This is a genomic window from Paenibacillus foliorum, assembly GCF_013141765.1.
Lineage (GTDB): Bacteria > Bacillota > Bacilli > Paenibacillales > NBRC-103111 > Paenibacillus_S > Paenibacillus_S foliorum.
Genome location: NZ_WHOD01000049.1, coordinates 52,308 through 77,865, shown reverse-complemented (window position 1 = coordinate 77,865; position 25,558 = coordinate 52,308). Strand labels below are relative to the sequence as shown.

Genomic DNA, 25,558 nt, shown 5'->3' with positions numbered 1-25,558 from the left:
ATTTAATTAGGTGGGAATTCGAATGCAAATATTGCCTACGGTTAGCACCCTATTTATTGTTATAAGTGCTATTTTTGTAGCCTTTGGTTGGTATCATATTGTAAAAGGACACCGTGAAACGCATCAAAAGCTGATGCTATGGGGGGCAGGATTTGCCTTAGCCTTCTTTCTGGTCTACGCATCACGGACGATCTTTGTCGGAAATACAAGCTTCGGAGGGCCGGAAGAATTGAAGCTGCCGTACCACCTATTTCTATTCTTCCACATCACTCTGGCGACTATAGCTGCTGTATTCGGTATCGTTACTCTGCTGCACGCCTTCAACAAGCGTTTCGCTAAGCATAAGAAGATAGGCCGTATAACGGCGGTTGTCTGGCTTCTTACAGCTCCAACGGGTGTTGTTGTATACGTGCTCCTGTATCTGATGTATCCAGGCGGCGAAACGAAACCGATGATAAATGCCATATTGGGAATATAGAGTTTTGATCCTATAGCTTACTTGAGTCACATTTGTTGCAGGTCCTGTTAAAGTGAGGGACAGCAATGGATGTGGCTTTTTTATATACCCTGTGAATTATTTGGAGCTCAGGATGGTTTGATAAGGTATACTTACTCGAATGTAACTTACCACAGAAAAGATACTTACTGTTGTTAACTTCAGCCCTTACAATATCTTTATGAAAGCTGTATCATTCGAAATAGTATAGTAAACGATTTCATACATGAATGGAAAAACGTTTTATGAATATCTGCCAGCTGGAAGGAGATTTTATGACATCAAAAGCGGCTTCAACACAGTACCGCATTCCTTTGTTTTGCGTAGTAACGCTATTATTTTGGTTTTCTATGTACACCTGTGTGCCCATTCTAACCGCATATGTTGAATCATTAGGTGCATCCCATAAAATGGCTGGATTAATTGTCGGCATGTATGGGTTTAGCCAGATGCTGCTGCGTATTCCTGTGGGTATTATGTCAGACCGTTTTCACAAACGGAGAATGTTTATTGTGTTTGGTATGCTGTTCACGACATTGGCAGGGGCTGGGATACTGGTTTCACAGAGTGTGACCTGGATACTTATTCTCCGTGCTTTGGCAGGGGCCGCCGCAGCTACTTGGGTTGATTTTACGATTCTTTTTACAAGCTATTATCGCAAGGAAGAAACAACGAAAGCAATTGGGACGATTACGGTTTACAACTCTCTAGGACAAATGCTCGGTATACTGACCGGTGGATGGTTTGCTGATATGTATGGGTGGGAGTCATCCTTTCTGATAGGAGCTGTTGTAGGGACGATTGGTTTTGCGGGATCTTTCTTCCTGGTAGAGAAGTTTGATAATAACGCCCAAAAAATTACGATGAACGGCGTAGTCGAGGTAGCTCGAGACCGGATGCTGCTTGTTGTTTCATTCTTAGCCATTTTGTTTCAGCTGTTGACCTTTGCGACTGTGTTTGGTTTTACGCCAGTATATGCACAGGCATTGGGTGCGACCAAGCTGGATATGGGACTGCTCACCTTTTTTTCAACCTTTCCGACCGCAGTAGCTGCATGGGTGGGGGGAAGGCATCTGTCCGCCAAGCTTGGTGAGAAGAATGTAATTATTGGGGGATTCATTCTAAGTGGAATTTTTACAGCAATTATCCCTATGACCTCTCATTTGGGGGTGTTAATATTGACACAAGCCATAGCCGGATTCGGGAGGGGCTTATCAACGCCGATCCTTATGTCGCTCAGCATTAAACATATGGATTCTGGTAAGCGCGCAACGGCCATGGGTTTTTACCAGGCTATCTATGGGCTAGGGATGTTTATGGGTCCGCTGTTTATGGGTATTGCAGGCGATTTGCTGACACTTCAGCAGGGCTTTGTCATTGTTGGATTATTGGGTTGCGTATCTGCATGGCTGGCCTACCGTTTGATTCAAATCAAACCTGCTGAGAATATGGCAAAAGGATAAGCTTGGTAGCTGAAACACAAGTAAAACACTATGACAAAGGAGCTGGCAGGAATGGAAAAGAGAAGATTGGGTAAAACGGATTTGCTGGTTAGCGTTCTGGGCTTTGGTGGATCTGAGATTGGCTACGAGAACGCATCTTTATCAGAAGTGGAGAGACTTCTTGGAAGCGCGTTGGATGCGGGCCTTAATGTAATCGATACAGCCGAGTGCTATAAAACGAGTGAAGAATTAATAGGTCAAGCGGTAGGACATCGAAGAAGCGACTATTATTTGTTTACGAAATGTGGTCATGCATCGGGGTTCAATGCTCCAGACTGGGATCCCAAGATGCTTGCTGACAGCATAGATCGCAGCCTAAAGCGATTGAAAACCGATTATGTGGATCTAATCCATTTGCATAGCTGTAAGGAACAGCTTCTGCGGGATGGAGAGGTTATTGAGGTACTGAAACGAGCACAGGAGGCTGGGAAGACTCGTTATATCGGATACAGTGGAGATGGCAATGCAGCTTTGTATGCGATCCAATGCGGGGCATTTGATTCATTGCAAACCTCTATCAATATTGCGGATCAGCAAGCGGTACAGCTGACACTGCCAGAAGCAGTGGTTAGACATGTAGGCGTTATTGCCAAACGTCCAATTGCTAACGTAGCGTGGCGTTCTGGTGCCGAGAAGCCGGCATCAGCCTACCATCATACCTATTGGGAGCGGCTGCGCCAGTTGGGGTATGATTTCTTGAAGGGTGATACGTCAAAGGCGGTAGAGACGGCACTGCGGTTTACGCTTAGTCAACCGGGAGTATGCACTGCCATTGTAGGGACAGCCAATCCAGACCGTTGGGTGCAGAATGCTGTACTTGCTAACAAGGGAGCCTTATCGGATCAGGAGATGCAAGCTATAAGGGCGCGCTGGAATGAAGTTGAGACAGGAAAAGACTGGGTGGGGCAAGGCTAAAGATTCTGATAGACCGAGTAAGTTCACTGCTGGGAGGTTATAGGTTTGGAAATTCGCCGAATTTGGCATGAGGAAGTCCCGGAGGTTCATAAGCTGATGGTTGATGTAGTATCGCGGCTCCCATCCTTCGCGCTTTTCTCAATGGACAGTGTAGACTCTCTGAATACTCGTGTTCAAGACCTAGGTGAGATTTATGGCGCTTACCTAAGGGGAGGACTTGTTGCTTATACGGTTCTTGCATTTCCAGGTGTCGGATCGAGCAATTTGGGGCGTGAGTTCGGTGTACCGGAGTCGGAACTGCTGCGTGTTGCGATTCTTGATGCGACAGTAGTCCACGAATCTGCGCGAGGCCAGGGGCTGCAGCGGCAGTTCCATGAGCTGCGGGAAGATCGCGCACGGGCTTATGGCTGCCTGCATCTCTTCTCAACCGTCCATCCAGACAATCATGTGAGTAGGCGAAATCTTGAAGCCGCAGGCTTCACAGTTCAATTCACACGTCCGATGTATGAGGGTCATCCTCGGCATTGCTATGCCAAACGGTTAATTTAAAGCATGAGTAAATGAAGCATATCAAGAAGTTATATAAGAGCTACCCCCCTAAACGATCAGATTATAGTGCAATCTGCATGAAGTTAAATCCAGTGGATTGCATGATATAACCCAGTGAAACATAATTAGGCAGACGGAGCAACATTAAAGTACTGGAAGCGCTAACATATATAATAAACTACATGATCTGCTTTCGTTCACTTATATGGTTGTATCGCATCTGCAAAAGTGAACTGGAAAATAATCAAAAATAGGAGGGGTTTAGCAAATGAAAAAGAAACAAACGGCTCTAACGATGGGAACTGTCTTGCTGCTGTCAACGGTACTAGCGGCGTGCGGTGGGGGCAAACCTGCTGACGGAGGCACTCAAGGAGCTTCTAAAGAAGATGACAAGCCATTTCCGTTAACGCTGGTCGTTAATCAAGTAGGCGAGATTCCAGCGAAAGACAATGATATGGAGAAGGCGATTAAGGAATATACGAATACAGACTTGCAGATCCAATGGATCCCAGGTTCAAGCTATGATGAAAAGATCAATATTATGATCGCTGCCAACGAGCTTCCTAGGCTGGTACAGCTTAAATACAATCCGACGATCATTGGCGCAATGAAATCGGATGTTTTCTGGGAAATCGGTCCTTATTTGAAAGATTATAAAAACTTGTCGGCACAAAATCAGGTCTTCTACGATAATATTTCGGTTAATGGAAAGCTTTATGGAGTTCCTTTGTTTCGTGATCTAGGCCGGTCCGTCATCCATTACCGGAAGGATTGGTTTGATACCACAGGCTCCAAGGTACCGAAGTCGCTGGATGATTGGTACAATGTGATCAAAACAATGACCACAGGCGATCCGGATAAGAACGGCAAGAACGACACATACGGATTCATGATGGAGAAAAAGTATAATCAGAACGCAGACTCGACGCTAACCCGGTTCTCAGTGGCACAGGGGGGGCCCAACAAGTGGAAGCTGGAGAATGGAACGTTTACTCCTGAATTCATGACGGAGCCCTTCTTCGAAACGATGAAATTCTTCAAACGGCTATATGAAGAAAAGCTGATCAACCAAGATTTTGCTGTGGTCGATATCACCGAAATCGATAAGGCCTATGAATCCGGACGCGCCGCGATCCGAATCTCCGGAGGCAATGCCCAGAGCTGGCAGGATAAGCTCTCCAAAGCCGTTCCTAACGCCGTTGTTGACAATGCTCCATTGGAGGGACCGAACGGCCGAAGAGTGCCAGGGGAAAGTGGGAACAATGGCTTCTTGGCGATTCCCAAGGGGTCTGTGAAGTCGGTAGAAGAAATGAAAAAGGTACTGACATTTATGGACAAGCTGATGGATCCCAAAATGGCGACGCTTTTGGTAAAAGGTATTGAAGGTAAGCATTGGGAGGACAAAGGAGGAGACAGCACTTTACCGTTAAATCGGGAAGGAGATACCAAGGAAGTCAAGCCGTACCGTGATACATTGCCTCAACGCAATGAATATTACAACATTGCCAAGCCTATGAAGCAAACGGATCTGTTCCGTAAAAACCAACAAATCGGTAGAGAAAATGAGAAATATGTTATAACCAATCCGACGCTTACGCTTGAATCCGCAACCTTCTCCGAACGGGGTAAAGAGCTGGAGCAGCTGATAAACGATGCTGAAACCAAATTCATCATGGGCAAGTTGGATGAAGCTGGCTGGAAAGCTGAAATCGAAAAGTGGAGAAAAGCTGGCGGCGATATGATGGCTCAAGAATATAAAGAAACATACGAGAAAACCAAGAAGAAATAATCGATCTATTCATTGAGCATTCTACTAAGGTGGTTCTGTGAGCAAAATTCCCATCACACAAAGAAGACGAACTGTCCATATGGGCTAAGGTTCGTCTTTTTTGCCGTGCAGGAAAAGCTATCGCTATTACAAAATAAATCTTCATTGAAAGAGCTTTAGAAGGCAACCCGTACGTACTACTACATACGAGTAAAGCCCTCTTCCTGTAAATATTCCTCGGCTTCCTCGTAGGTTTCAAAAGCGGATTCCAGATTAAGGCCAAAATATAGATTCCAAAGATCTTCTTCAAGAATTAGGGTTAGGATTTGGTTATCGCTGCTCATCCAACGCTGGGATGTTTGTTTCTCAGGGCTAGGCTTAGGGATATTCACCTTTTCTGCAGCAGGCTCTCCGGTAAGCGAGTCGATGGATGCTTGAATTAGCTTCTGGAGATCCTCGGCTGAGTACTCCCAGATATTAACCATATCCTTATCATCCTTCTGATAGCCTTTAAGATACCCTGCATAAACAAAGCCATTACCGTTAGGGTGCAGGTGATACACTACATTCTTTTTATCATAGCAGCTATTTTCATAATGAAAATTAACGCGTCCTAATGAGACATTATGGCGCTGCAGTTCGGTAAATGATTCGATAATAGACAGCTTTTCTTGGAAAGTCAGCATGGTAGCCTCCGATGGTGTGGATGATTATTTATACTGATTATAACACATGCAATACCTACGACCCAGCTGACAAATAAAAACCCGAATCCCTGGCGTTGTTCCACCAGTGGACTCGGGTTCCTCGGATTGTTATTTCAAAGCACTACCGCCGTACATAAAGCGGTATTCCCAATGTTTACCTGCGATGTTATCTATTCTTACACCACCGGAATCCTTGGAATAGGTATGCAGGATCTGTCCGTTTCCAAGATAGATACCTACGTGAGTGATGCGTTGATTGGAGGTGTTGCTAGGATAGGAGGACTTGCTTGTCCCTTTGTAATCCATGAAGAACATGAGATCGCCCGCCTTAAGGTTGCGCCAATTCGTTGTGGAATGGCCAAGGCTTTTGACATAGCTGCCTTGTCCTCTGGAGTCGCTTGGTAAAGTAATACCTGCTCCATCCTTGAAGGCTTGACGGACAAAGTCTGAGCAGTCGAAGGTACGGGTATTGGAGCGATCAGAAGCATATTCGTATGGAGTTCCCATATATTTTTTGCCAGCACTGATGATTTTATTGACGGTGCTGCTGGATGAACTGCTGCTGCCACCGCTGCTGCCGGTTGATGAACCTGCGCCTGCGTATTTTACATATTTGCTGCTAGTAGAAATATAACCTAGCTGGCCTTGGGTAGTTTGGACATAGTACCAATAGTCATTTACTTTAGAAATAATCTGGATTTTTTCTCCGGCTTTCAGAAAACGTAGGGACGATGCGCTGGTGTTAGGAGCACTTCTGAAGTTAACACTGCTTACAATAGTTGCTTCCGGGGCGGCATGTGCTTGGGTAGGGGCAATAAGACTTGCGCCTGTAGTGACGGTTGAGGCAATCAGTAATGTAGCAAGAAATTTCTTCATAAATGGTAGTTCCTCCTGTTGTTCTAAGATGTGTGTTCAAACCTTTTATATGTAATTGCTCTCAGTCCAAAGGACGTTAAGCAAAGGCTTGCAGGTAAGGGTCCATAAAAAATACATAGTATGGTTATTAAAAACGTTAATTTGACATGTCGCTGTCCTCAAGCCAAAATGAAACCAAGAGATGCAAGCTTTTCCACAGCAGGTTACGTAAGTGCTTACGATTAAAACTCTGGAAAAATCTTGGAAGGAGACAACAATTGGACGCATGGGTGCTTGGACCACTAGTTTTGCAAAAAAGTGTGTTGCTCATAGCGATTGCGATATTGGCGGGCTTCGCAGTTATGAAGCTGCGTTTACGCCACAAGCTTGATTCAGATAATAAAAGCTACGACCGTGCATTTGAAGCATTACTAATCTGGCTGCTTACCTGGAAGCTCAGTTTGCTGTTATCGGATCCACAAAGTGTGATAGAAAGCCCGTTATCCCTGCTGTATTTCAGCGGCGGAGAACAAGGGGCGTGGATTGGAGCAGCAACTGCAGGTGGTTATGTATGGTTGAGGGACCACAAATCGCCTATGTGGGGCCAATATATAGATTCGTGGCTCGTCTCCCTTTTTTGGGGGTATATGGTTTATCGGGTTTTTAAACTGATATTTGAAGAGGGAAATGTTGCCACAAATGGTCTGCTCCTGGTGGTAGGAGCCGTGGTGGCGGCTATAGGATGGAAGGGGAGAATTCCGGAAGGACGCAAAAAAATGCAGCAGCTGTTCCTTGCTTTTGTGCTGGGACATGCACTAATAAGTGTGTTGGCCACGAATACTTGGGAAAAAGCGTTGTTAAGTGGCGATTTGGCACATGAGGGAACAGGAATTGCAACTGGAACCCGTGTAGGTGAGAGGGCTCCTGACTTTGAACTAGAAGCTTTAGGAGGTGGTCAGATCAAGCTGTCGGATTATCGCGGCAAAAAGGTGCTAGTTAACTTTTGGGCAACCTGGTGTCCTCCCTGCAGGGTAGAGATGCCGCATATGCAGCGGTTTTACAGTGAATATAAGGATCAGAATGTTGTTATTTTATCAGTTAACGCGACGCAGACGGAAGCAAGTAGGTTTGTAATTAACGCCTTCGTTAATCATGGGGGCCTAACGTTTCCAATTGTGCTGGATGCGGTAGGTGATGTAGGGAAAACTTATAAAGTTTTGGCTTATCCTGCCACCTATCTGGTGGACGAGCAAGGAATCATTCGAAAAAAAGTACAAGGTCCTATGAACGAAGATTCGCTGAAAAGGGCAGTACGATAACCTACTGGTTTCTCAAATAACAATGCGGATGATGAATGCCTGTAAGCGCATTATTATTGAAAGCATAAGAAATGGCATAGTCATCAAATTATACGAAACTAATTATAGGAGGGATTATTGTGGCTAATACAAGTATCATTTTGCGTGTGGAGCTGGCTCATGATCAAGTTACTTTCGGGGATGTTGCATCTGTGATAAGCCGAGCAGGTGGTGACGTATCATCGATAGACGTTATTCGTGTAGGTAAGGAATCCTCTGTACGTGATATTACGGTGGATATTCAGGATTCCTTAGAGGCTGAAGTAGTAACGGCCATAAAGCAGCTTAAAGGCATAAACTTAATCAATGTCTCTGACCGTACGTTTTTGGCGCATCTGGGTGGGAAAATTTCCATGCAGCCGAGTATGCCAATCAAAAACCGCGATGATTTATCACGAGTTTATACACCAGGAGTGGCGCGTGTATGCACCGCTATTCATGAGGACCCTCAGAAAGCTTATTCGTTAACTATAAAAAGAAATACGGTAGCCGTAATTACAGATGGTACCGCAGTACTTGGATTGGGTGACATTGGACCTAAGGCTGCTGCGCCGGTGATGGAAGGAAAGGCGATGCTGTTTAAACAGCTCGCAGGCGTAGATGCTTTTCCTATCTGCTTGGATACGACGGATACAGAAGAAATTATTCGCACAGTCAAGGCGATCAGTCCCATATTTGGCGGCATCAACTTGGAGGATATTAGCTCGCCACGCTGCTTTGAGATTGAGTCGAGGCTGGCAGAGGAGCTCGATATCCCTGTGTTCCACGATGATCAGCATGGAACAGCTGTAGTCATGCTGGCTGGGATCTTGAATGCGCTGAAGGTCGTCGGGAAACCAATCGAATCGATCCGTGTAGTTGTAAATGGGGTCGGAGCAGCTGGAGTCTCTGTATGCAAGATGCTGCTAGCTGCGGGAGTTAAGCGTCTGGTTCCAGTGGACCGTGACGGAGCAATCGTTCGTGGTGAGTCTTATGAACAGCCAATGTGGCAGTGGCTTGCTCAGCAGTCGCAAGTGGAAGCCGTAGCAGGAGGCTTGGATCAGGTGATTGCAGGTGCGGATGTATTTATAGGTGTTTCCAGAGCTGGTTTGTTGAAGGTTGAGCATTTGAAGTCGATGGCGAAGGATCCCATTGTATTCGCATTGGCTAATCCGCAGCCTGAGATAGATCCTGATCTTGCCGCACCGTATGTAAGAGTGTTGGCAACCGGACGGAGCGATTACCCGAACCAGATTAATAATGTACTCTGCTTCCCCGGAATTTTCCGCGGGGCACTGGATTGCCGAGCCAACCATATTAATGAGGAAATGAAGCTTGCGGTAGCACGGGCTATTGCCTCTGTTGTAAGCGATTCTGAGTTGAATGAATTGTATATCATTCCAAGTATCTTTAATGAGCATGTCGTTAACAATGTTCGTCACGCTGTTATCGAAGCCGCAATCCGTACGGGAGTAGCAAGGAGAATTCCACCGGATTTCCGTTAAAATAAACCCGCTAAAAACCCGGAATTGGGAATTTAGCGGGTTTTTACTAATTACTAACGAATGAACGACAACTTACCGTTATTCGCCTGAGGCATATCATTCCACGTACGTTTCTCACCGTTAAACTGTGGCAGCCAAGGGCTGAGCGCCTCGAACATCTCGTCGCACATCCGCCATACTTCGTCAGTTGTGCAGACAGCAGCAGTCAACGGATCGTGCAGTACGGCTTGCTTCACAAGCTCGCGGTTGCCGGTGAGCGCAGCTTCTACAGCCATTTCCTGCACGTTAATGCTAACCTTGCACGTTGCGGCGCAAGCCAGTGGCAGCTGGCCGATGAATGTCGGCTGTATGCCATTACGGTCTACATAACAAGGAATTTCAATGGTTGATTTATCAGGAAGATTGGTGATCAAGCCTTGGTTCTCGATGTTGAAATGTCCGCGATATACTCGGCCGGTTTCCAACGCCTCTAGAATGTACGAGCCGTGCTCCTCGGAGCGCTCGCCCAGCTTAATGAATTCCAGCTCGCCGCTCATCCATTTCGGGTAGTTTCCCTTGTACTCATCTCCGCGGTTTAAGCAATGCTTCAAGTAGCCGCCGGTTTCTCCGCCAATCCAGGTGTCCGGATAAATCCATGGATCTGTTTCACCCTTCCGTTTGCGGTACCAAGGCAAATACTCACTTAGATGACCGTTTGATTCTGTTGAAAAATACCCGAAACGGCGCAGCACATCAATCCGGCAAGGCTCCTTACGTGAGATTTCGGGATGCTTCTCCATGCTTTCGAGAATATGGGGAAGCATGTTTTTGCCTTGATGGGCAACCTGCACAAACCAGGTCTGATGGTTAATGCCGGCTGCGGTGAAATCAACCTCAGCCTTAGGAAGGCCGAGCGCTTGCGAGATTAGGGAGTGGCTGTGCTGAACACCATGGCACAGACCAACAACACGAACACCGCCAGCGCGGCGTACCGCCCAAGTATTCATCGCCATAGGATTGGAATAGTTGAGCAATAGCGCATTCGGTGCGAGCTCCCGCATATCGCGGGCGATATCGAGGAGAACCGGAATCGTACGCAACGCGAAGAATACGCCGCCCGGACCCAACGTATCGCCTACGCATTGATCTACACCATAGCGAAGTGGGATTTCGATGTCATGGCGGAATGCTTCCAAGCCGCCAACGCGGGCGGTACAGAATACATAATCAGCATCAGCTATAGCTTCTCGCTGATTCACAGTAGCCTGTATGGTGGCGGATAGGCCATTCTTTTGAATCATATTCCGGCATAGATCAGCCGCCATATTCAGACTTTCTTCATTAATATCCATGAAACGAAATTGCGCATCTTGAAATTCCTGAACAGATAAGATATCCATCACGAGACGACGTGTGAAGCCAATACTTCCCGCCCCGATCATTGCGATTTTTAACATGGGAAACAGCCCTCCTGCTCCATTATAATTGTAATATTTTATATGAATCCATTGACTTCCCAATTGAACAGTTTCATGATAAAACAAAAAGACAGGGCTTACAATGATAACATATTTTCGAAAGGATGAGACTATATTGCTGTTACCTCATGAGGACTGTGAGAGATCCAGCTTTGGGTTTAAATATTTGAGTCCGGCTGGGTTGCCCATTCGCCTCATTAATATAGGGTGGGATCGGGTTACCTCAGCGGACTACCGATGGAATGGTTTGAAGCGCGGGGGAGGTTTTGTAATATTTCAATATACGCTATCGGGGAAAGGGGTTTTACGTGACGGAACAACCTTGTATTCACTGTCGAAGGATAGCGCATTTATTACTGTTGTGCCGAGTGATACCGAGTATTACTTGCCGGAGGATTCCGATGAATGGGAGTTTCTTTATGTGGTGGTTAACGGCGCTGATGCTGTAAATCATTTTACAGAAATTCAGAAAAAGCTGGGGTCGGTCATTTCGTTCAGGGATCATCCGGAGCCATTAATGGTAGTTAGTAAACTGTATGCGGATGTTTTCCATAATCCTCAGTTGGATAAGTTCGCTGTGTCCGCTGTATTGTATGAGCTTCTGATGAGCCTGCATCAGCTTGCGGAGGGACGCGACATCGTACGTGCAACGGAGGACATGCCGGCTTCGATTCGTGCGGCTATTAAACTGTTGAAATCACATTATGCGCAGGATTTATCCATTGATGATATGGCAGATGCGGCCGGATTGACGAAGTATCATTTTTGTCGGCAGTTTTTGAAGAAAACAGGGCTGAAGCCTAATCAATATTTACGTAAAATCCGCGTTGAACAGGCGGCCTGGCTGTTAAGACATACCGAGAAAACGGTCGAAGCAGTCGCTAAGGAAACGGGTTTTGAATATGCGAATTATTTTATTAAAGTGTTTCGGAGCTTTGTCGGAGCGACACCGAATGAGTATAGATTGGGTAAAAAGGTGGACCCGGTCTACTTTCTTCGTATTGAGCAGTAGAGGGGAAGGCTGCGGTCAGATATGGACGCCAAGCGCAGCGGAATTTCTGGGGATCAGGATTGGGCAGCTGAAGCAAATGGGTTCTTTAAGCACTAAGGTTTATTTGAAAAATTTACGGTAAAAATCCCGCTTGGCTAATAAAAATCCGGTCTTCCGGGAAATGCTCCTTCATCTGCTCGTGCACATGCAGATAAGTATTACGGTCATACCACGTGGTCATGCCGATGTCCTCATAAATTCGGTGTATGCCAAGCCGCGCTGTTCGCTTGCCTTGACTTCCGTCGCCCATGAAAAAATCATCGAGGCATACTCGATTGACTACTGTCGCCAGGCGTGCAGCAAATTGCTCGGAACACGGCAGCAGCGGAGAGACTGCAGCTTGTACGTCAAGCCCTGCGGAGCTGAGCATCTCCATCGCACGCAGCCTTGCCGCAATCGGCGGAGCAGCCGGGGTGAAAGCCTTGCGCACTGACTCCATGTCCGTTTCCACTGTGACGCTGATGCGAACACGGTCCTTCAGCTGCAGCAGCAGATCCATATCCCGTGTAACGAGCGGGCTGCGGGTCTGCACAAGCAGGAAGTCTGGCTGCTCCTGAGCCATAGTCTCTAGCAGGGAACGTGTCAGCCTCTCGCGATATTCCAACGGTTGATAAGGATCGGTGGCCGATGACATGAAGATTGTAACAGGGCCTTTCTTCTTCGCCTTGACCAGCTCTTTAATCAGTAGATCGGAGGCTCCTTCCTTCACATCGACCCAAGTTCCCCATGCCTCACGGCGGAATTTAGCTACTGGCATCTCCCTAACATAGCAGTAGGAGCAGGAAAACGAGCATCCAGTGTAAGGGTTAAGCGTGTGGCTATAGCCAGTCAAGTAACCGCTGGCAGGGTTAAGCAACTGCTTAGGTGTTTTGCGGGATACGATTGGCTGCATGGCGGCTATTTCTCCTTTTAGATCGGGGATGTGAGCTAAACTTATTTTACTTAATACACTTGATTCACTAGGGACGACTACTTTTGATACAGGTATATAATTGTAGGTGGGATCTGTGCATTGCTGGGATTGCCGTTGGTATCATGTAAGAGGTCAGCAGAGAGCGCGGAAACACACTTCAACAGGCTGAGAAAGGAACCGTTCAGTAGCCACTCTCATTAATTATAACAGGGGTCTGTTGATTCATGTCAACTCATGCCGAGCCGCAGCTCTGTCAGATCCGCGTCGTTGGAACAATTGTGCAGTCGTTATCATAATTATGGATAAGAAAATCACGACAAAAATGAGACTTGATTACCCATGGGGGGTATGGTATGATGTGTTTACAAAGGATAGGAGGCTGATTGAATGGGTAATCTTAAAAAAGCTGCTCCGGGCCTCACAGAGACTCATTGCAGCTATTCAGGCAGACAAAGCCATCATTCCGACAAAACAAAAAAGAACTTAGTTACACGACTTAACCGCATAGAAGGTCAGATTCGTGGTGTCAAAGGATTAATTGAGAAGGACACCTACTGTGACGATGTATTAAACCAAATTTCTGCAATTCAAGCAGCATTGAACGGTGTGGGTAAGCTATTGCTGGAAGGTCATATGAAAAGCTGTGTGATCGAACGAATCCAGGCTGGGGAGCATGAAGTTATTGATGAGCTGCTGATTACCGTTAACAAATTAATGAAATAATAAATATAAATAATGGAGGAATTAATATGCAAAATGTAACTTTACATGTAGAAGGAATGTCCTGCGGACATTGCGTAAATTCTGTTGAAAGTGCGCTCAAGAACATTGGAGCTAAGGGACAAGTGGAGCTTTCAACTAAAACCGTACAGGTTCAATTCGATGAAGGCAAGCTTACATTAGAGGCTATCAAAGAGACGATCGAGGAACAAGGCTACGATGTAGTTTAAGATAAAAGAGCACAGCGTTCCACCGAATCGTTGTGCTAGCTATATTTTTTTAAGAAAAATATACCCCCCGTAGGTATTAGGAGGATGAACGATGGAGAAGCAGCAAGTATTAGAACAACAACAAACGACACTGCAAATTACCGGAATGACATGCGCCGCGTGTGCCAACCGTATTGAAAAAGGATTGAATAAGATGGAAGGCGTGTCTGGCGCTAACGTCAATTTTGCTTTGGAGCAAGCTTCTGTTTCATTCGATCCAACTAAAGCGAACCTGGAGCAGATGAAGAAAAAGATCGAGGCCTTGGGATATGGAACCGTGCAACAGGAACAACAAGAGACCGGCAATCATAAGGAAAAAGAGCTTAGAAACCATAAAATCAAACTGATTACTTCAGCGATCCTATCGTTGCCTCTGCTCTGGGCTATGGTGAGCCACTTTTCGTTTACTTCGTTTATATGGTTGCCTGATTTGTTCATGAACCCGTGGTTCCAATTAGCTCTAGCTACCCCTGTCCAATTCATAATTGGAAGTCAGTTCTATGTAGGTGCTTATAAAGCACTTCGGAACGGCAGCGCGAATATGGATGTCTTGGTTGCCTTGGGAACCTCCGCAGCTTACTTCTATAGCTTGTACCAAACGCTACAATCACTTAACAGTCATGGGCATCATGAAGTGGCTTTATATTATGAAACAAGTGCCGTTCTGATTACACTGATTCTACTTGGAAAGCTGTTTGAGATACTGGCCAAAGGCAGAACCTCAGAGGCTATTAAAACACTTATGGGACTTCAGGCGAAAACAGCCACAGTTATTCGCGATGGCAATGAGATCAGTGTATCCATAGAAGAAGTAGGAGTAAAAGATGTGGTTGTAGTTAAACCCGGAGAGAAAATCCCGGTGGATGGTACAGTTATTCAAGGAGCTTCGTCGGTTGATGAATCGATGCTTACTGGAGAAAGTATCCCGGTGGATAAGCGAGCTGGTGATCCAGTTATTGGAGCTACCATCAACAAAAATGGGATGCTTAAAATAGAAGCTACGAAAGTAGGCAAAGAAACAGCTCTTGCCCAAATCATTAAAGTGGTAGAGGAAGCTCAAGGCTCGAAAGCCCCGATTCAGAGAGTAGCGGATGCCATTTCTGGTATTTTTGTTCCTATAGTGGTCGGGATTGCTATATTGACCTTCCTTGTCTGGTATTTTGGTGTGGAGCCCGGCAGCTTTTCAAGTGCATTAGAAAAGGCGATTGCGGTTCTGGTTATTGCTTGTCCTTGTGCGCTAGGGCTTGCCACTCCTACGTCCATTATGGCGGGATCGGGGCGTGCTGCTGAACTAGGTATTCTGTTTAAAGGTGGAGAGCATCTGGAGGCTACCCATCGTATAAATGCTATTATTTTAGATAAAACAGGTACGGTCACCAACGGAAAGCCTGAGCTTACAGACATTATGGCAGCTGGAGGAATAAGTGAAAATAGCTTCCTTCGCTTAGTTGGTGCGGCTGAGAAAAATTCGGAACATCCATTAGCTGAGGCTATTGTTAATGGGATTAAACAAAGAGGAATCGACCTTCCGGAAACGGAACAGTTTGAGGCTATTCCAGGCTTTGGTATACGTGCAGTAGTTGAAGGCAAGGAACTGCTGGTTGGTACAAGAAAGTTAATGGCCAAATATGAAGTAAATGCAGAGGGTGCTTTTGACACAATGAACCGCTTGGAGGAATCCGGCAAAACATCTATGCTGGTCGCGGTCGATGGAGTATATGCAGGAATGGTTGCTGTTGCCGATACGATCAAGGATACTTCCAAAGAAGCGGTGGCGCGTCTGAAAAATCTCGGAATTGAAGTCATTATGATCACAGGGGATAATGAGCGAACAGCCAAAGCGATCGCCGCTCAGGCGGGTATTGACCATGTATTCGCCGAGGTATTGCCGGAAGGCAAAGCTGATGAGGTTAAAAAGCTTCAGGCAATCGGGAAAAGAGTGGCCATGGTAGGGGATGGTATTAACGATGCTCCTGCACTGGCAACTGCAGATATCGGGATGGCCGTGGGAACTGGCACAGATGTAGCCATGGAGGCAGCGGATGTAACCTTAATGCGGGGGGATCTGAATAGTATTCCTGATGCTATATTTATGAGTAAAAAGACAATGGCTAATATTAAGCAGAATCTGTTTTGGGCTCTTGCTTATAATGTGATTGGTATTCCTATTGCAGCCCTTGGCTTTCTGGCTCCTTGGCTCGCAGGTGCGGCCATGGCTCTTAGCTCCGTGTCTGTGGTAGTAAATGCCCTAAGACTTCAGCGGATTAAACTTTAAACATTGTCAAATGATATTTCTTAAGTATATGAAAATTAATCTAGACGGAGGATTAGTATGAAGATTAATCTAACCAGTGTATTTGTAGAGGATCAAGACAAAGCCCTTAAATTTTATACAGAGGTTTTGGGCTTTGTGAAAAAAATGGACATGCCGGTAGGGGAATTCAAATGGTTGACCGTTGTCTCTCCTGAAGGGCCTAGCGATATTCAGTTACTTCTTGAGCCGAACAACAATCCAGCCTCCAAGACATTCCAAAAGGCTATTTTTGAGCAAGGAATAGCTGCAGCGTCCTTTGCTGTTGAGGATATTCAATTTGAATACGAAAGAATGAAAAAGTTGGGGGTCGTGTTTACTATGGAGCCAACAAAAATGGGACCTGTGACCGTCGCAGTATTTAATGACACATGCGGTAACCTCATACAGCTCGGTCAGGTCTAATCACGGTAATCTAAATATAGCAATGATACCAATGCTAATGATTTAAGGTGTGATAAATGGTCGGATACTTTCCTTCAGCGTAGCAACAGGTCCGCCAATTAGTATTTCCAAATCCAGGGCGGTGGAGGAAGTATCAATCTTGTTTAGAAACCCATAGATCCAGTTTTGGACTTGTGGATCCTGACGGTAAGAAACGGGCTTACCTGCGAGCTCTGACAGAATCATTGCTAGTTCCTCAAAGCTCCATGAACGCGGCGCGGTAAGCTCGTATGTTTTGTTGGTATGATCTGGTGAGGAAAGTACTGCTGCGATACCTGAGGCGAGATCATTTCGCGTTACCGTATTAAACAACCAATTTCCTGGATACGTGACCAGTTCGCCTTTGGTTATAGCCTCATTCAAACCAAGAACTCCGACAAAGTCGGTATATAAAGCGTTACGAAGAAAAGTATAAGGAATACCGGACGTAAGAATGGCATGCTCTGTAGCCAAATATAGATGAGAAGGCGATATATTGCCCATCCCCAAAAAAGCAAAACTAGTGAAAAGGATATGTTCAACCTTTGCTTTCTTCGCTGCCTCTATTACATGAGCGTGCTGACGGACGCGAATCGTATCATTGTTGTTAGAACTTGAAATGAGTAACAGCTTGGAGGCTCCGACAAAGGCTTCAGCAAGGGATTCAGGCTGATCATAATCACAATAACGCACTTCGATACCTCGCGCGAGATATTCAAATGCTTTCTCTGGGTGACGGACACAAGCAATGATTTGGTTGGCAGGGACTTTCTCCAAAAGGTGCTTAATGATTAAGGTGCCTAATTTACCGTTGGCGCCTGTAATGATGATCGACATAGGATTGCTTCCTTTCTATTTACCGAGATGTAGTTAAGTGCTTAACTATATATTTAAAAAAATTGATCGCTACTTGTTAATGGATCTGTTTAGTTTGGTTAACAAGGCAATCAACTGATCCAGCTCTTGTGCTTCTAAGCCTTTCATTTGCTCGGCAATGCCTTGGCGATTTCCGGGTAGGTGGTTGAGCAGAAGGCTCTGACCTTCATTTGTAATAGAAATTATGGTTTTTCTACCATCCTTCGGGTGGGTTGCCCGACGAATTAATCCTTCATTTTCTAAAGGGATTAACAAAAGACTAATATTTGGTTTCGTAACTCCAATTTTCTGGGCAAGTACAGAGGGGAGAATGGATCCGCCTTCCTTTGCAATTTCTACTAAGATGCGAATTCTAGCGCCATTTAGTCCCTTTGATTGCCAATATTTCTCCGAAACGCCAACTAAATTCGCTGTTGCATCAACAAGAGAAAAAAATGCCTGTGTATGTAAGGGTGGGTTGAGAACATATTTTTGCAAATCGCTCATAATATCACCAGCTATCCATTTAGTTAAGTGCTTAACTAATTTAAAGATAATATAGGTGAGCTGAGTTGTCAAACCTATATTTTAAGCATACAAAAGCTTCTTTATATAATTATGATTAGTCTTCCTCAGCTACTTCCCATTGAATGCTAATCATTTTGTCCGCCCAGCTGCGGATATTAATTTCGATGGCTTGCTCGATCTCTTCGTCCGTGAGCTCCCCAAGTTTAGTTTCCAAGATCGAGAGGTCCTCTTCCTTTACTATTTGACCGCCAATTGACAATTGGACTTTGATTTTCATCTTTCTGCCTCTTTTCTTAACATCTCTATTATCGGGTGCGGTAATTCAAAATTTTGTCGATTTTTTCGTCGACGTATATACTATATATTTTATAGTATATCTAATTTCTCAGGTAGTTGTCCTCTATTCCGTATTCAGTTGGTTCAAAGGAGAATGATGGTATGAGTGAAGTTGAAATTCGGTGTGCTCATTATAAGGATTGGAAAGCATTGGCCTTGGTTCATTCAGAGTCGTATCGCAGTGCATATAGAGGCATTATTCCTGATGACTATCTAGACGAATTTACAGCTGCCAAAAGGGAGATCTATTATCAAAAAGCATTAACTGAAGGTACAGAAAAAATAGCGCTTCTAATTGTTGATAGCAAGGCTGTTGGTTGTATGATAGTCGGAAAAAGCAGAGATGATGATTTAGACGACACATACGGTGAAATAGAAGCCATTTATTTGTTAGTAGAACATAGGGGGAATGGATTAGGGAAGATGTTTCTCAACTGGGGCATAGATAGATTAAAAGAATTGGGGTATTCCAACACTTCCTTATGGGTGCTCAAAGAAAATAGGAATGCAATAATCTTCTACGAACGTTTAGGCTTTGTATTCGATGGGGCAGAGAGGTTAATTACAAGAGGTAAAGAACTAGTTCAAGTGAGATGTCAAAAAATTATGGTGTAACCAGGTGGGTTTGCAGTCAGGGTAGGGCTAAGAATGGAATGAAAAGCAGAACCTGTTGAGGCTCTGCTTTTCAGGCTTTGTTTTCTTGAGCGTATTATGGTCTAAGCTCTGACTACGCTTTCGAATTTGCCCTTGTGGGCGCCGGTACAGAACGGCTTATTACTGGAGAGACCACAGCGGCACAGGTATGTAGTATCTTTGGTTGGTAGTTCATTCCCTTCACCGTCCAGCAGATGAATTCCCCCGTTAACAATGAGAGGACCATCATCTGCAACGGTTACTTTTACATCGGTTGTAACTTTAACTTCTGACATAAGTATCACCTCCTCTAATAAGGAGTATGGTCTACATCCTGTTTCTGTAATCGGCCCAGGTGCTAAAACATTAAAAAAAGTGTAACGCAGATGCTGAGCATCGCATTACACTTTTTTGGTGTTATTTCGGGGTTCTCCCCCAAACTGTATGATTAGTCAGAATGATGGTTAGTTGGCATAACTTCAGGAGAAGTCAGTTTGTCGTAGAATTCAACAAATTTATCTCTGTCATCGCTGGCACGCAGCGCCATACCTGAACGTGGATGCTCGTTAAGCACTCCTGCGATCATGTAAGGAATGACGTAGCCCCATTCAACTTTTTGACGGATAGGCACTAGATGTCTTTCGACCAGGTCAAGCACCGGACGCAATTCGTATCTTGTATTTTTCAAGTAGCTGACCAACAGTTCAGTAGGGCAGTTACCCGCAGCGCGGCCCATGCCGTATACGGAAGAATCCAAGAATTGAACTCCTTTGCCTGCTCCAAGAATTGTGTTCGAGAAGGCAAGCTGCATATTGTTATGCATGTGCACTCCCAGCTGTTTGTTAGGAAGCAAGCGTTGGAATTTAGATACCATATAATCGACATCTTTGTGATCCATGCTGCCGTAAGAATCGACAACATATACAACATCTACAGGGCTTTTGCTAATTTCTTCAAGTGCTTCAGTAAGCTCGTTCTCCATAACGTGGGATAGAGCCATAATGTTAATGCTTGTCTCGTATCCATACCCGTTGAATTTCTCTACTAGCTCTAACGCCTTAGGCACATCTTTAATGTAAGTAGCTACACGAATTAAATCCAAATGGCTTTGCTCACGCGGCAAAATATCATTCTCATCAACACGGCCGATATCAACTAGGGCAGACAGCTTAGTGTCAGTCTTAGTTTTAATAACTTCCTTCAAGAAATCCTCATTCAAAAAGCGCCATGGACCAGCTTCTGCACCCTTTAATAATTTTGCAGAGTTTTTATAACCGATTTCCATATATTCAACGCCAGCTTCGCTCAAGCCCGCGTACATATCCTGAACCATTTTCACGCTAAAGTCCCAGTTATTAACGAGTCCCCCGTCACGAATTGTGCAATCTACGATTTTGTGGTTGTAATCTTTTGTCATTTGAATTAGCTCCCTTCCAGCTATACGGCATTCGTCCGCCATTGTCGGCCTTTACCCAATATGTAATGCGCTTTAAAGCTTCTCGGCTTTTGCGCTTCTACGCTTCTGTGCTTTTATGCGGTAAATCATTTTCGCTTAACTTATAATCACATACCACCCATGGTTTTGTCAACGAAAATAAATGGTTTTTGTCAGAGGCTGTCGAATAGGGGGTACATTTTGTACATAGAAGCTTTCTTATCTGCATGACAATTGTAGTGTTTCCATTTAAATAATAAAAAAAACAGCCGCTCAAGTTGAGAGCCGACTGTTTGGGGATGACATCATGGTTGTAGCTTTACTCAAGGAGTTTTGATGATGGTTATGCTTCCAATAAGGGGGAGTGGCTTCAACTGACCATTAGCGGCTTGGATGATGCCGAGTATAGCGAGTACTAATGAAGCCAAATTAGCGAGCGGGAGCAGGATCCAGCCAATTACCGGGATTAACCCTAGCACGATGTTGCAGACAATTCCAAGAATGAGCAGCACGAGTCCTTGATTGGCATGATACATGGCGAAGCGGGAATCCTTAGCAGCAATCAACGGCAGGAAAAACAGGATGTACGCTAATACTCCGATCCACTTGTTAGCATTCACATCGGCGGGATCAGCTGTCAGAGTGCTGCTGGACGAACCTGAATTGTGTTGATCTTCTTGAAATGAAGACAAGGTATCCACCTCTTTCATCATAATGGTATGTATGTAATGTAGGTAACGATAATACGGCTTTGTATCCATCCTATGCGCTGCCAGCTTACTGTATGTCTATGTAATAACAATAGTTCCAATGGAAAAAAGCCAGTATCACAGGAATAAGCTGGCCTGCTCATGGAAACGCTAAATCAGACTATTTTGCGATAAGAAAGGGAGCTGTCCGTATGAATGCTGAAGCCATTTTTTTTGAATTTGATAGCGTAGCCTCTGCTGAGCTGGCCCAGAGTACTTTGGAGGAGCTTGGATATCAATCAGGCGTTCACTCTGAGCTAAATAACCCAACGCTGCATATCCAAATCGACCATACCGAATTAACATCGGCACTCGAAATCGCCCAAGCCCATGGAGGCCGTCTGATAGAGCATGGAGAAGGAGCTAGGGAGATAGATGCTTATACACAAGCCTATAATACTGAAGACCTCATTTCTATTCCTGCACATACTGTGAACGAGGATTGGACGGATGAGTACGCAACTGCCGCAAATGTAAATAATCCGGCAGCAGGTCGTGCAGGGGAGTCCGGCTCTGGCAATGAAGCTTTCGATCCTTCAGGGGATGATTATGACTATTTTGATGCAGGGATACATCTGTAAAGTCAGCACGTTTAGAGCGGAATAATAGCAGCGTATCCGCGGGAGGCGGGGCGCTGCTTCTTTTTCCCTTAGGAAAAAAAGATTTGCCATGGAAAACAAAGTTGCGTCACCCCTATTTTTCGTTGCAAGGAGAAAACTGTTTCTCTAGACCCACACAAGTTTCATTTGATATGATGAGGTCGAAAATAAATCGAGCATGTTCGACATGGAGCTGGAGGAGAGCCACACGTGGACACATACGACAACCTGAAGCAGGGCGAGAAGGGTGCATGGGTAAGTATAACGGCCTATATTCTTTTGTCTGCATTCAAGATCATCATGGGCTACATCACGGGCTCTGAAGCATTAACGGCGGACGGTATTAATAATACTACGGATATTATCGTTTCGGTTGCAGTACTAATTGGGCTGCGTATATCCCGCAAGCCACCGGACCATGACCATCCATATGGTCACATGAGGGCTGAGACGATTGCATCGTTGGTAGCCTCCTTTATTATGTTTGCAGCCGGTATTCAAGTTATTATTCAGTCGGCTCAAAGTTTTTTGGCGGGTGATATAAAGGCACCCAACCTGCTGGCAGCATGGATTGCGCTGTTTTCGGCTGTATGTATGTGGTTTGTCTACAAATACAACAGCAAGCTGGCTCGCCGCATTAACAACCAATCGTTGATGGCGGCTGCTAAGGATAACCGTTCCGATGCATTCGTCAGCATAGGCGCAGCAGTAGGGATCATTGGGGCAAGCCTCGGCTTCCCTATACTCGATGTGATTGCCGCTTTTCTCGTAGGTATTATCATTTGCAAGACAGCGTGGGATATATTCTCTGATGCTACACATGCGCTGACGGACGGTTTCGACGACCAGAAGCTGCGGGTGTTCAAAGAGACAGTGAGTGGAACTCCGGGGGTTAAGCGGATCCGGGATATTCGCGCGCGCGTTCATGGCAGTAACGTGTTACTGGATGTTGTAATTGAGGTGAGCGCAGAGCTTAGCGTAGAACAGAGCCATTACATCAGCGATGACATTGAAGAACGGATGCATAAACAGCATAGAATCGAAAATGTTCATGTGCATATTGAGCCTTATTCGAAGTAAGGCATCAGACAGGCTCGCCGAAAAGTCTACTTAAGCGGTCCACAAAAGCTGCAGCAGGTGTCATCACCTGGCTGCGGCTTTTTTTATGCGTTAAGGGCTGTTTTTCTTGAATGTTCATGTGAAAATCCAGAGTTATGAAAATTCAGGAAGTTTAAAGTTGGCGCTCAGGGTATTTTCAGGCAGGTGGGCTAAGATGTATTTGTAAGCAGCAAACAAAAAAATAAAATCTTGGAGGAATCATACTATGAAAAAAATGAACAAGAAATTGGTCGTAACAGCTTTGGGAGCCGTACTAGCGCTAAATTCTTTTGGATATGCATTCGCCGCTGACGCTGCTCAATCCACACAAAATCAAGGATCGACTAAATATTTTACTGAGAAACAAGAGCGTGGCAATAAAGGGGGATTCGGCTTCGGAGGCGGTAAGAACCTAGAAGCGCAGGCCGCTGAGAAAGGTATCACGGTAGAAGCGCTGAAAGCTCAACTGGAGCAGGAGCGTCAAGCGAAGCTGGAGAAGCTGGCAGCCGAGAAGGGAATCACGGTAGATGAACTGAAAGCGGTGATGGAGAAAAACCGCGTTGAAAAAGGCGACAGAGGTAACGGCTTCGGAGGCGGTAAGAACCTAGAAGCGCAGGCCGCTGAGAAAGGTATCACAGTAGATGAATTGAAGGCTCAACTGGAGCAGGAGCGTCAAGCGAAGCTGGAGAAGCTGGCAGCCGAGAAGGGCATCACTGTAAATGAGCTGAAAGCGGAGATGGAGAAAAACCGCGGTGAAAAAGGCGACAGAGGTAACGGCTTCGGGGGCGGTAAGAACCTAGAAGCGCTAGCTGCAGAGAAAGGTATCACCGTAGATGAGCTGAAAGCTCAACTGGAGCAGGAGCGTCAAGCGAAGCTGGAGAAGCTGGCAGCCGAGAAGGGAATCACGGTAGATGAGCTGAAAGCGGAGATGGAGAAAAACCGCGTTGAAAAAGGCGACAGAGGTCCCGGCTTCGGAGGCGGTAAGAACCTAGAAGCGCTAGCTGCAGAGAAAGGTATCACCGTAGATGAGCTGAAAGCTCAACTGGGGCAGGAGCGTCAAGCGAAGCTGGAGAAGCTGGCAGCCGAGAAGGGTATCACTGTAGATGAGCTGAAAGCGGAGATGGAGAAAAACCGCGGTGAAAAAGGCAACAGAGGCCCCGGCTTCGGAGGCGGGAAGTCCGGCGAAAAAGCTACCAAAACAACTACCGGAGCAACTACAACCAATTAATCTTACTGGCACTCGATTCTCTCCCTAGCAGAGAGGTGTGGGGTTGCTCAAAGATTTTAATAGAACCTAGCGGTGATCCTGCCGCTAGGTTTTTTAACTGTCTCCAGGGGTCTGGTAGGATCTTGGGGCAGCTCCTTATTGCACTATTAAACGAATATTCTTACAAACCGAAAATCTCCAGTTGATAATCTGTTAACAAATGAGACTCATAATAGAAGAAAGAGAGATTAAACCATTTAAGGGAGAGAAACCATTTGTTTAAAAAAAGCGGAATAATGACGGGGTTAGCTGTATTAATGATAATTAGCGGATGCGGTACCAAAGACCAATCCGTACCTGCATCTACACAAGGGTCAGAACAGACAAACATGAATAAACCTGCAACCAATACAGTCGCGGGGTCCCTATCGTTTTATACATCTCAGCCGGAAGAGGATGTAACCAAATTGCTGGCTGCCTACAACAAGAAATTTCCCGATGTGAAGGTTGAAACTTTCCGTTCCGGTACGGAGGAAGTTGTAGCCAAGGTTCAGGCGGAAAATCAAGCGGGCAAAATTCAAGCGGATGTCCTGTTGGTGGCTGACGCTGTAACCTTTGAAGGACTGAAAAAGCAAGACCTGCTGCTTGCTTACAAATCGCCTGAATTGAATAAGATTCCCAAGTCATTAGTAGACCCGGACGGCATGTATGCCGGAACAAAAATTATAGCAACGGCTTTGGCTATTAACACAACGAAGGTCAAAACGGTTCCAACTAGCTGGAAAGTGCTGAGTTCTGCAGAAAGCAAAGATAACAGCATCATGCCGAGTCCGCTTTATTCCGGTGCGGCTGCTTATAACGTGGGCGTTTTTACACGTACCGATGGTTTTGGATGGGATTACTTAAAAGGGCTGAAGGCCAATAATATATCCGTCGTGAAAGGAAATGGAGCTGTGCTGCAGGCTGTAGCAAAGGGCGAGAAATCCTATGCCATGGTGGTCGACTACCTGGTTGCACGTGAGAAAGCCAAAGGCTCGCCGGTCGAGCTGGTGTATCCTTCTGAAGGTGTGCCGGTTATCACTGAGCCGATCGGTATTATGAAAAAGGCTGCTAACGATAAGGCGGCCAAATCATTTGTGGATTTCGTACTGTCTGACGAAGGGCAAAAAGTGGCTTCAGACATCGGCTATACCCCGATACGGGAAGGAATCACGGCGCCAAAAGGATTAAAATCGAGCTCCGAATTCAAAGTGCTGTCCTCAGATATTTCCAAGCTGACGGAAGCTCGCGAAGCGGATAAAAAGGAATTCATTCAGTTGTTCGGACAGTAAGAAGTGGAG

General features: G+C 45.5%; 28 protein-coding genes. 18 read left to right on the top strand and 10 right to left on the bottom strand.

Features of this window, described 5'->3' with window-relative positions:
* Positions 1–16 precede the first annotated feature (16 nt).
* The 5 genes from GC093_RS10245 to GC093_RS10225 all read left to right on the top strand — a co-directional run bounded on the left by GC093_RS10245 (position 17) and on the right by GC093_RS10225 (position 5,251).
* On the top strand, positions 17–478 hold the full coding sequence (locus tag GC093_RS10245; protein ID WP_312886501.1) for a DUF420 domain-containing protein: 462 nt from the start codon (positions 17–19) through the stop codon (positions 476–478).
* Positions 479–771: 293 nt separating this feature from the next.
* Positions 772–1,959 (top strand): MFS transporter, encoded by a 1,188-nt coding sequence (locus GC093_RS10240; protein WP_171651772.1) that lies wholly within the window; start codon positions 772–774, stop codon positions 1,957–1,959.
* Between the two features lie 51 nt (positions 1,960–2,010).
* On the top strand, positions 2,011–2,913 hold the full coding sequence (locus GC093_RS10235; RefSeq protein WP_171651771.1) for an aldo/keto reductase: 903 nt from the start codon (positions 2,011–2,013) through the stop codon (positions 2,911–2,913).
* Between the two features lie 45 nt (positions 2,914–2,958).
* The gene (locus GC093_RS10230; protein WP_246314027.1) at positions 2,959–3,462 is read left to right on the top strand and encodes a GNAT family N-acetyltransferase; all 504 of its coding nucleotides are present in this window, start codon (positions 2,959–2,961) and stop codon (positions 3,460–3,462) included.
* A gap of 268 nt (positions 3,463–3,730) precedes the next feature.
* Positions 3,731–5,251 carry an extracellular solute-binding protein gene (locus GC093_RS10225; protein WP_171651770.1) on the top strand — a complete coding sequence of 507 codons (1,521 nt, stop codon included), beginning with the start codon at positions 3,731–3,733 and terminating at the stop codon, positions 5,249–5,251.
* A 179-nt stretch (positions 5,252–5,430) separates the two neighbouring features.
* Here the strand turns inward: GC093_RS10225 and GC093_RS10220 are convergent, their stop codons facing one another.
* Complete coding sequence (locus GC093_RS10220; RefSeq protein ID WP_171651769.1) at positions 5,431–5,916, bottom strand: hypothetical protein; 486 nt, start codon at positions 5,914–5,916, stop codon at positions 5,431–5,433.
* A gap of 129 nt (positions 5,917–6,045) precedes the next feature.
* Positions 6,046–6,813 (bottom strand): C40 family peptidase, encoded by a 768-nt coding sequence (locus GC093_RS10215; protein ID WP_171651768.1) that lies wholly within the window; start codon positions 6,811–6,813, stop codon positions 6,046–6,048.
* A gap of 257 nt (positions 6,814–7,070) precedes the next feature.
* On the opposite strand from GC093_RS10215, the gene GC093_RS10210 reads away from it, so the two are divergent.
* Together GC093_RS10210 and GC093_RS10205 are read left to right on the top strand one after the other, a co-directional pair.
* Complete coding sequence (locus tag GC093_RS10210) at positions 7,071–8,111, top strand: redoxin domain-containing protein (RefSeq protein ID WP_171651767.1); 1,041 nt, start codon at positions 7,071–7,073, stop codon at positions 8,109–8,111.
* 119 nt (positions 8,112–8,230) lie between these two features.
* Entirely contained in the window at positions 8,231–9,634 is a 1,404-nt protein-coding gene (locus tag GC093_RS10205) for an NAD-dependent malic enzyme (protein WP_171651766.1), read from the top strand.
* A 53-nt stretch (positions 9,635–9,687) separates the two neighbouring features.
* On the opposite strand, the gene GC093_RS10200 is transcribed toward GC093_RS10205, so the two are convergent.
* Entirely contained in the window at positions 9,688–11,070 is a 1,383-nt protein-coding gene (locus GC093_RS10200; RefSeq protein WP_171651765.1) for an alpha-glucosidase/alpha-galactosidase, read from the bottom strand.
* Positions 11,071–11,206: 136 nt separating this feature from the next.
* Between GC093_RS10200 and GC093_RS10195 the strand changes: the two genes are divergently transcribed.
* Positions 11,207–12,103 (top strand): AraC family transcriptional regulator, encoded by an 897-nt coding sequence (locus tag GC093_RS10195; RefSeq protein WP_171651764.1) that lies wholly within the window; start codon positions 11,207–11,209, stop codon positions 12,101–12,103.
* Positions 12,093–12,224 (top strand): hypothetical protein, encoded by a 132-nt coding sequence (locus GC093_RS36345; RefSeq protein ID WP_281365222.1) that lies wholly within the window; start codon positions 12,093–12,095, stop codon positions 12,222–12,224. Before GC093_RS10195 ends, GC093_RS36345 begins: the two co-directional genes overlap by 11 nt.
* On the opposite strand, the gene GC093_RS10190 is transcribed toward GC093_RS36345, so the two are convergent.
* Positions 12,216–13,034 (bottom strand): SPL family radical SAM protein, encoded by an 819-nt coding sequence (locus tag GC093_RS10190; protein WP_171651763.1) that lies wholly within the window; start codon positions 13,032–13,034, stop codon positions 12,216–12,218. The two genes, GC093_RS36345 and GC093_RS10190, sit on opposite strands and share 9 nt — an antisense overlap.
* A gap of 408 nt (positions 13,035–13,442) precedes the next feature.
* Here GC093_RS10190 and GC093_RS10185 point away from each other — a divergent pair, with 408 nt between their 5' ends.
* The 4 genes from GC093_RS10185 to GC093_RS10170 all read left to right on the top strand — a co-directional run bounded on the left by GC093_RS10185 (position 13,443) and on the right by GC093_RS10170 (position 16,760).
* On the top strand, positions 13,443–13,778 hold the full coding sequence (locus tag GC093_RS10185) for a metal-sensitive transcriptional regulator (RefSeq protein WP_171651762.1): 336 nt from the start codon (positions 13,443–13,445) through the stop codon (positions 13,776–13,778).
* Between the two features lie 26 nt (positions 13,779–13,804).
* Entirely contained in the window at positions 13,805–14,005 is a 201-nt protein-coding gene (locus tag GC093_RS10180; RefSeq protein WP_171651761.1) for a cation transporter, read from the top strand.
* Between the two features lie 91 nt (positions 14,006–14,096).
* A complete protein-coding gene (locus GC093_RS10175; protein WP_171651760.1) occupies positions 14,097–16,319 on the top strand; it encodes a heavy metal translocating P-type ATPase in 2,223 nt (740 codons plus the stop codon).
* Positions 16,320–16,376: 57 nt separating this feature from the next.
* Positions 16,377–16,760 carry a VOC family protein gene (locus tag GC093_RS10170; protein WP_171651759.1) on the top strand — a complete coding sequence of 128 codons (384 nt, stop codon included), beginning with the start codon at positions 16,377–16,379 and terminating at the stop codon, positions 16,758–16,760.
* Positions 16,761–16,802: 42 nt separating this feature from the next.
* On the opposite strand, the gene GC093_RS10165 is transcribed toward GC093_RS10170, so the two are convergent.
* The 3 genes from GC093_RS10165 to GC093_RS10155 form a co-directional block, all read right to left on the bottom strand.
* A complete protein-coding gene (locus tag GC093_RS10165; RefSeq protein WP_171651758.1) occupies positions 16,803–17,615 on the bottom strand; it encodes an SDR family oxidoreductase in 813 nt (270 codons plus the stop codon).
* 69 nt (positions 17,616–17,684) lie between these two features.
* Positions 17,685–18,140, bottom strand: coding sequence for a MarR family winged helix-turn-helix transcriptional regulator (locus GC093_RS10160; protein ID WP_216624583.1), 456 nt, complete (start codon positions 18,138–18,140; stop codon positions 17,685–17,687).
* Positions 18,141–18,255: 115 nt separating this feature from the next.
* On the bottom strand, positions 18,256–18,438 hold the full coding sequence (locus tag GC093_RS10155; RefSeq protein WP_171651757.1) for a hypothetical protein: 183 nt from the start codon (positions 18,436–18,438) through the stop codon (positions 18,256–18,258).
* Between the two features lie 161 nt (positions 18,439–18,599).
* On the opposite strand from GC093_RS10155, the gene GC093_RS10150 reads away from it, so the two are divergent.
* On the top strand, positions 18,600–19,112 hold the full coding sequence (locus GC093_RS10150) for a GNAT family N-acetyltransferase (RefSeq protein ID WP_171651756.1): 513 nt from the start codon (positions 18,600–18,602) through the stop codon (positions 19,110–19,112).
* 101 nt (positions 19,113–19,213) lie between these two features.
* On the opposite strand, the gene GC093_RS10145 is transcribed toward GC093_RS10150, so the two are convergent.
* The 3 genes from GC093_RS10145 to GC093_RS10135 all read right to left on the bottom strand — a co-directional run bounded on the left by GC093_RS10145 (position 19,214) and on the right by GC093_RS10135 (position 21,257).
* Entirely contained in the window at positions 19,214–19,426 is a 213-nt protein-coding gene (locus tag GC093_RS10145; protein ID WP_171651755.1) for a CDGSH iron-sulfur domain-containing protein, read from the bottom strand.
* 152 nt (positions 19,427–19,578) lie between these two features.
* The gene (locus GC093_RS10140) at positions 19,579–20,547 is read right to left on the bottom strand and encodes an aldolase catalytic domain-containing protein (RefSeq protein ID WP_171651754.1); all 969 of its coding nucleotides are present in this window, start codon (positions 20,545–20,547) and stop codon (positions 19,579–19,581) included.
* Between the two features lie 341 nt (positions 20,548–20,888).
* Positions 20,889–21,257, bottom strand: a complete 369-nt coding sequence (locus GC093_RS10135; protein WP_376768640.1) for a DUF4870 domain-containing protein — start codon at positions 21,255–21,257, stop codon at positions 20,889–20,891.
* A 209-nt stretch (positions 21,258–21,466) separates the two neighbouring features.
* Between GC093_RS10135 and GC093_RS10130 the strand changes: the two genes are divergently transcribed.
* From GC093_RS10130 to GC093_RS10115, 4 genes are all read left to right on the top strand, one after another.
* Positions 21,467–21,895: a hypothetical protein gene (locus GC093_RS10130; protein ID WP_171651753.1), complete on the top strand. Its 429-nt coding sequence runs from the start codon at positions 21,467–21,469 to the stop codon at positions 21,893–21,895.
* Positions 21,896–22,123: 228 nt separating this feature from the next.
* A complete protein-coding gene (locus GC093_RS10125) occupies positions 22,124–22,993 on the top strand; it encodes a cation diffusion facilitator family transporter (RefSeq protein WP_171651752.1) in 870 nt (289 codons plus the stop codon).
* A 244-nt stretch (positions 22,994–23,237) separates the two neighbouring features.
* Positions 23,238–24,239, top strand: coding sequence for a coiled-coil domain-containing protein (locus GC093_RS10120; RefSeq protein WP_246314026.1), 1,002 nt, complete (start codon positions 23,238–23,240; stop codon positions 24,237–24,239).
* 275 nt (positions 24,240–24,514) lie between these two features.
* Positions 24,515–25,549, top strand: a complete 1,035-nt coding sequence (locus GC093_RS10115) for an ABC transporter substrate-binding protein (protein WP_246314035.1) — start codon at positions 24,515–24,517, stop codon at positions 25,547–25,549.
* Positions 25,550–25,558 lie beyond the last annotated feature (9 nt).

Coding starts and splice junctions, on each gene's coding strand:
- GC093_RS10190 (WP_171651763.1), bottom strand. CDS start 13,034: ATGCAGCCAATCGTATCCCGCAAAACACCTAAGCAGTTGCTTAACCCT.
- GC093_RS10175 (WP_171651760.1), top strand. CDS start 14,097: ATGGAGAAGCAGCAAGTATTAGAACAACAACAAACGACACTGCAAATT.
- GC093_RS10235 (WP_171651771.1), top strand. CDS start 2,011: ATGGAAAAGAGAAGATTGGGTAAAACGGATTTGCTGGTTAGCGTTCTG.
- GC093_RS10140 (WP_171651754.1), bottom strand. CDS start 20,547: ATGACAAAAGATTACAACCACAAAATCGTAGATTGCACAATTCGTGAC.
- GC093_RS10165 (WP_171651758.1), bottom strand. CDS start 17,615: ATGTCGATCATCATTACAGGCGCCAACGGTAAATTAGGCACCTTAATC.
- GC093_RS10200 (WP_171651765.1), bottom strand. CDS start 11,070: ATGTTAAAAATCGCAATGATCGGGGCGGGAAGTATTGGCTTCACACGT.
- GC093_RS10115 (WP_246314035.1), top strand. CDS start 24,515: ATGACGGGGTTAGCTGTATTAATGATAATTAGCGGATGCGGTACCAAA.
- GC093_RS10150 (WP_171651756.1), top strand. CDS start 18,600: ATGAGTGAAGTTGAAATTCGGTGTGCTCATTATAAGGATTGGAAAGCA.
- GC093_RS10155 (WP_171651757.1), bottom strand. CDS start 18,438: ATGAAAATCAAAGTCCAATTGTCAATTGGCGGTCAAATAGTAAAGGAA.
- GC093_RS10120 (WP_246314026.1), top strand. CDS start 23,238: ATGAAAAAAATGAACAAGAAATTGGTCGTAACAGCTTTGGGAGCCGTA.
- GC093_RS10185 (WP_171651762.1), top strand. CDS start 13,443: ATGGGTAATCTTAAAAAAGCTGCTCCGGGCCTCACAGAGACTCATTGC.
- GC093_RS10130 (WP_171651753.1), top strand. CDS start 21,467: ATGAATGCTGAAGCCATTTTTTTTGAATTTGATAGCGTAGCCTCTGCT.
- GC093_RS10180 (WP_171651761.1), top strand. CDS start 13,805: ATGCAAAATGTAACTTTACATGTAGAAGGAATGTCCTGCGGACATTGC.
- GC093_RS10240 (WP_171651772.1), top strand. CDS start 772: ATGACATCAAAAGCGGCTTCAACACAGTACCGCATTCCTTTGTTTTGC.
- GC093_RS10225 (WP_171651770.1), top strand. CDS start 3,731: ATGAAAAAGAAACAAACGGCTCTAACGATGGGAACTGTCTTGCTGCTG.
- GC093_RS10215 (WP_171651768.1), bottom strand. CDS start 6,813: ATGAAGAAATTTCTTGCTACATTACTGATTGCCTCAACCGTCACTACA.
- GC093_RS10160 (WP_216624583.1), bottom strand. CDS start 18,140: ATGAGCGATTTGCAAAAATATGTTCTCAACCCACCCTTACATACACAG.
- GC093_RS10220 (WP_171651769.1), bottom strand. CDS start 5,916: ATGCTGACTTTCCAAGAAAAGCTGTCTATTATCGAATCATTTACCGAA.
- GC093_RS10170 (WP_171651759.1), top strand. CDS start 16,377: ATGAAGATTAATCTAACCAGTGTATTTGTAGAGGATCAAGACAAAGCC.
- GC093_RS10145 (WP_171651755.1), bottom strand. CDS start 19,426: ATGTCAGAAGTTAAAGTTACAACCGATGTAAAAGTAACCGTTGCAGAT.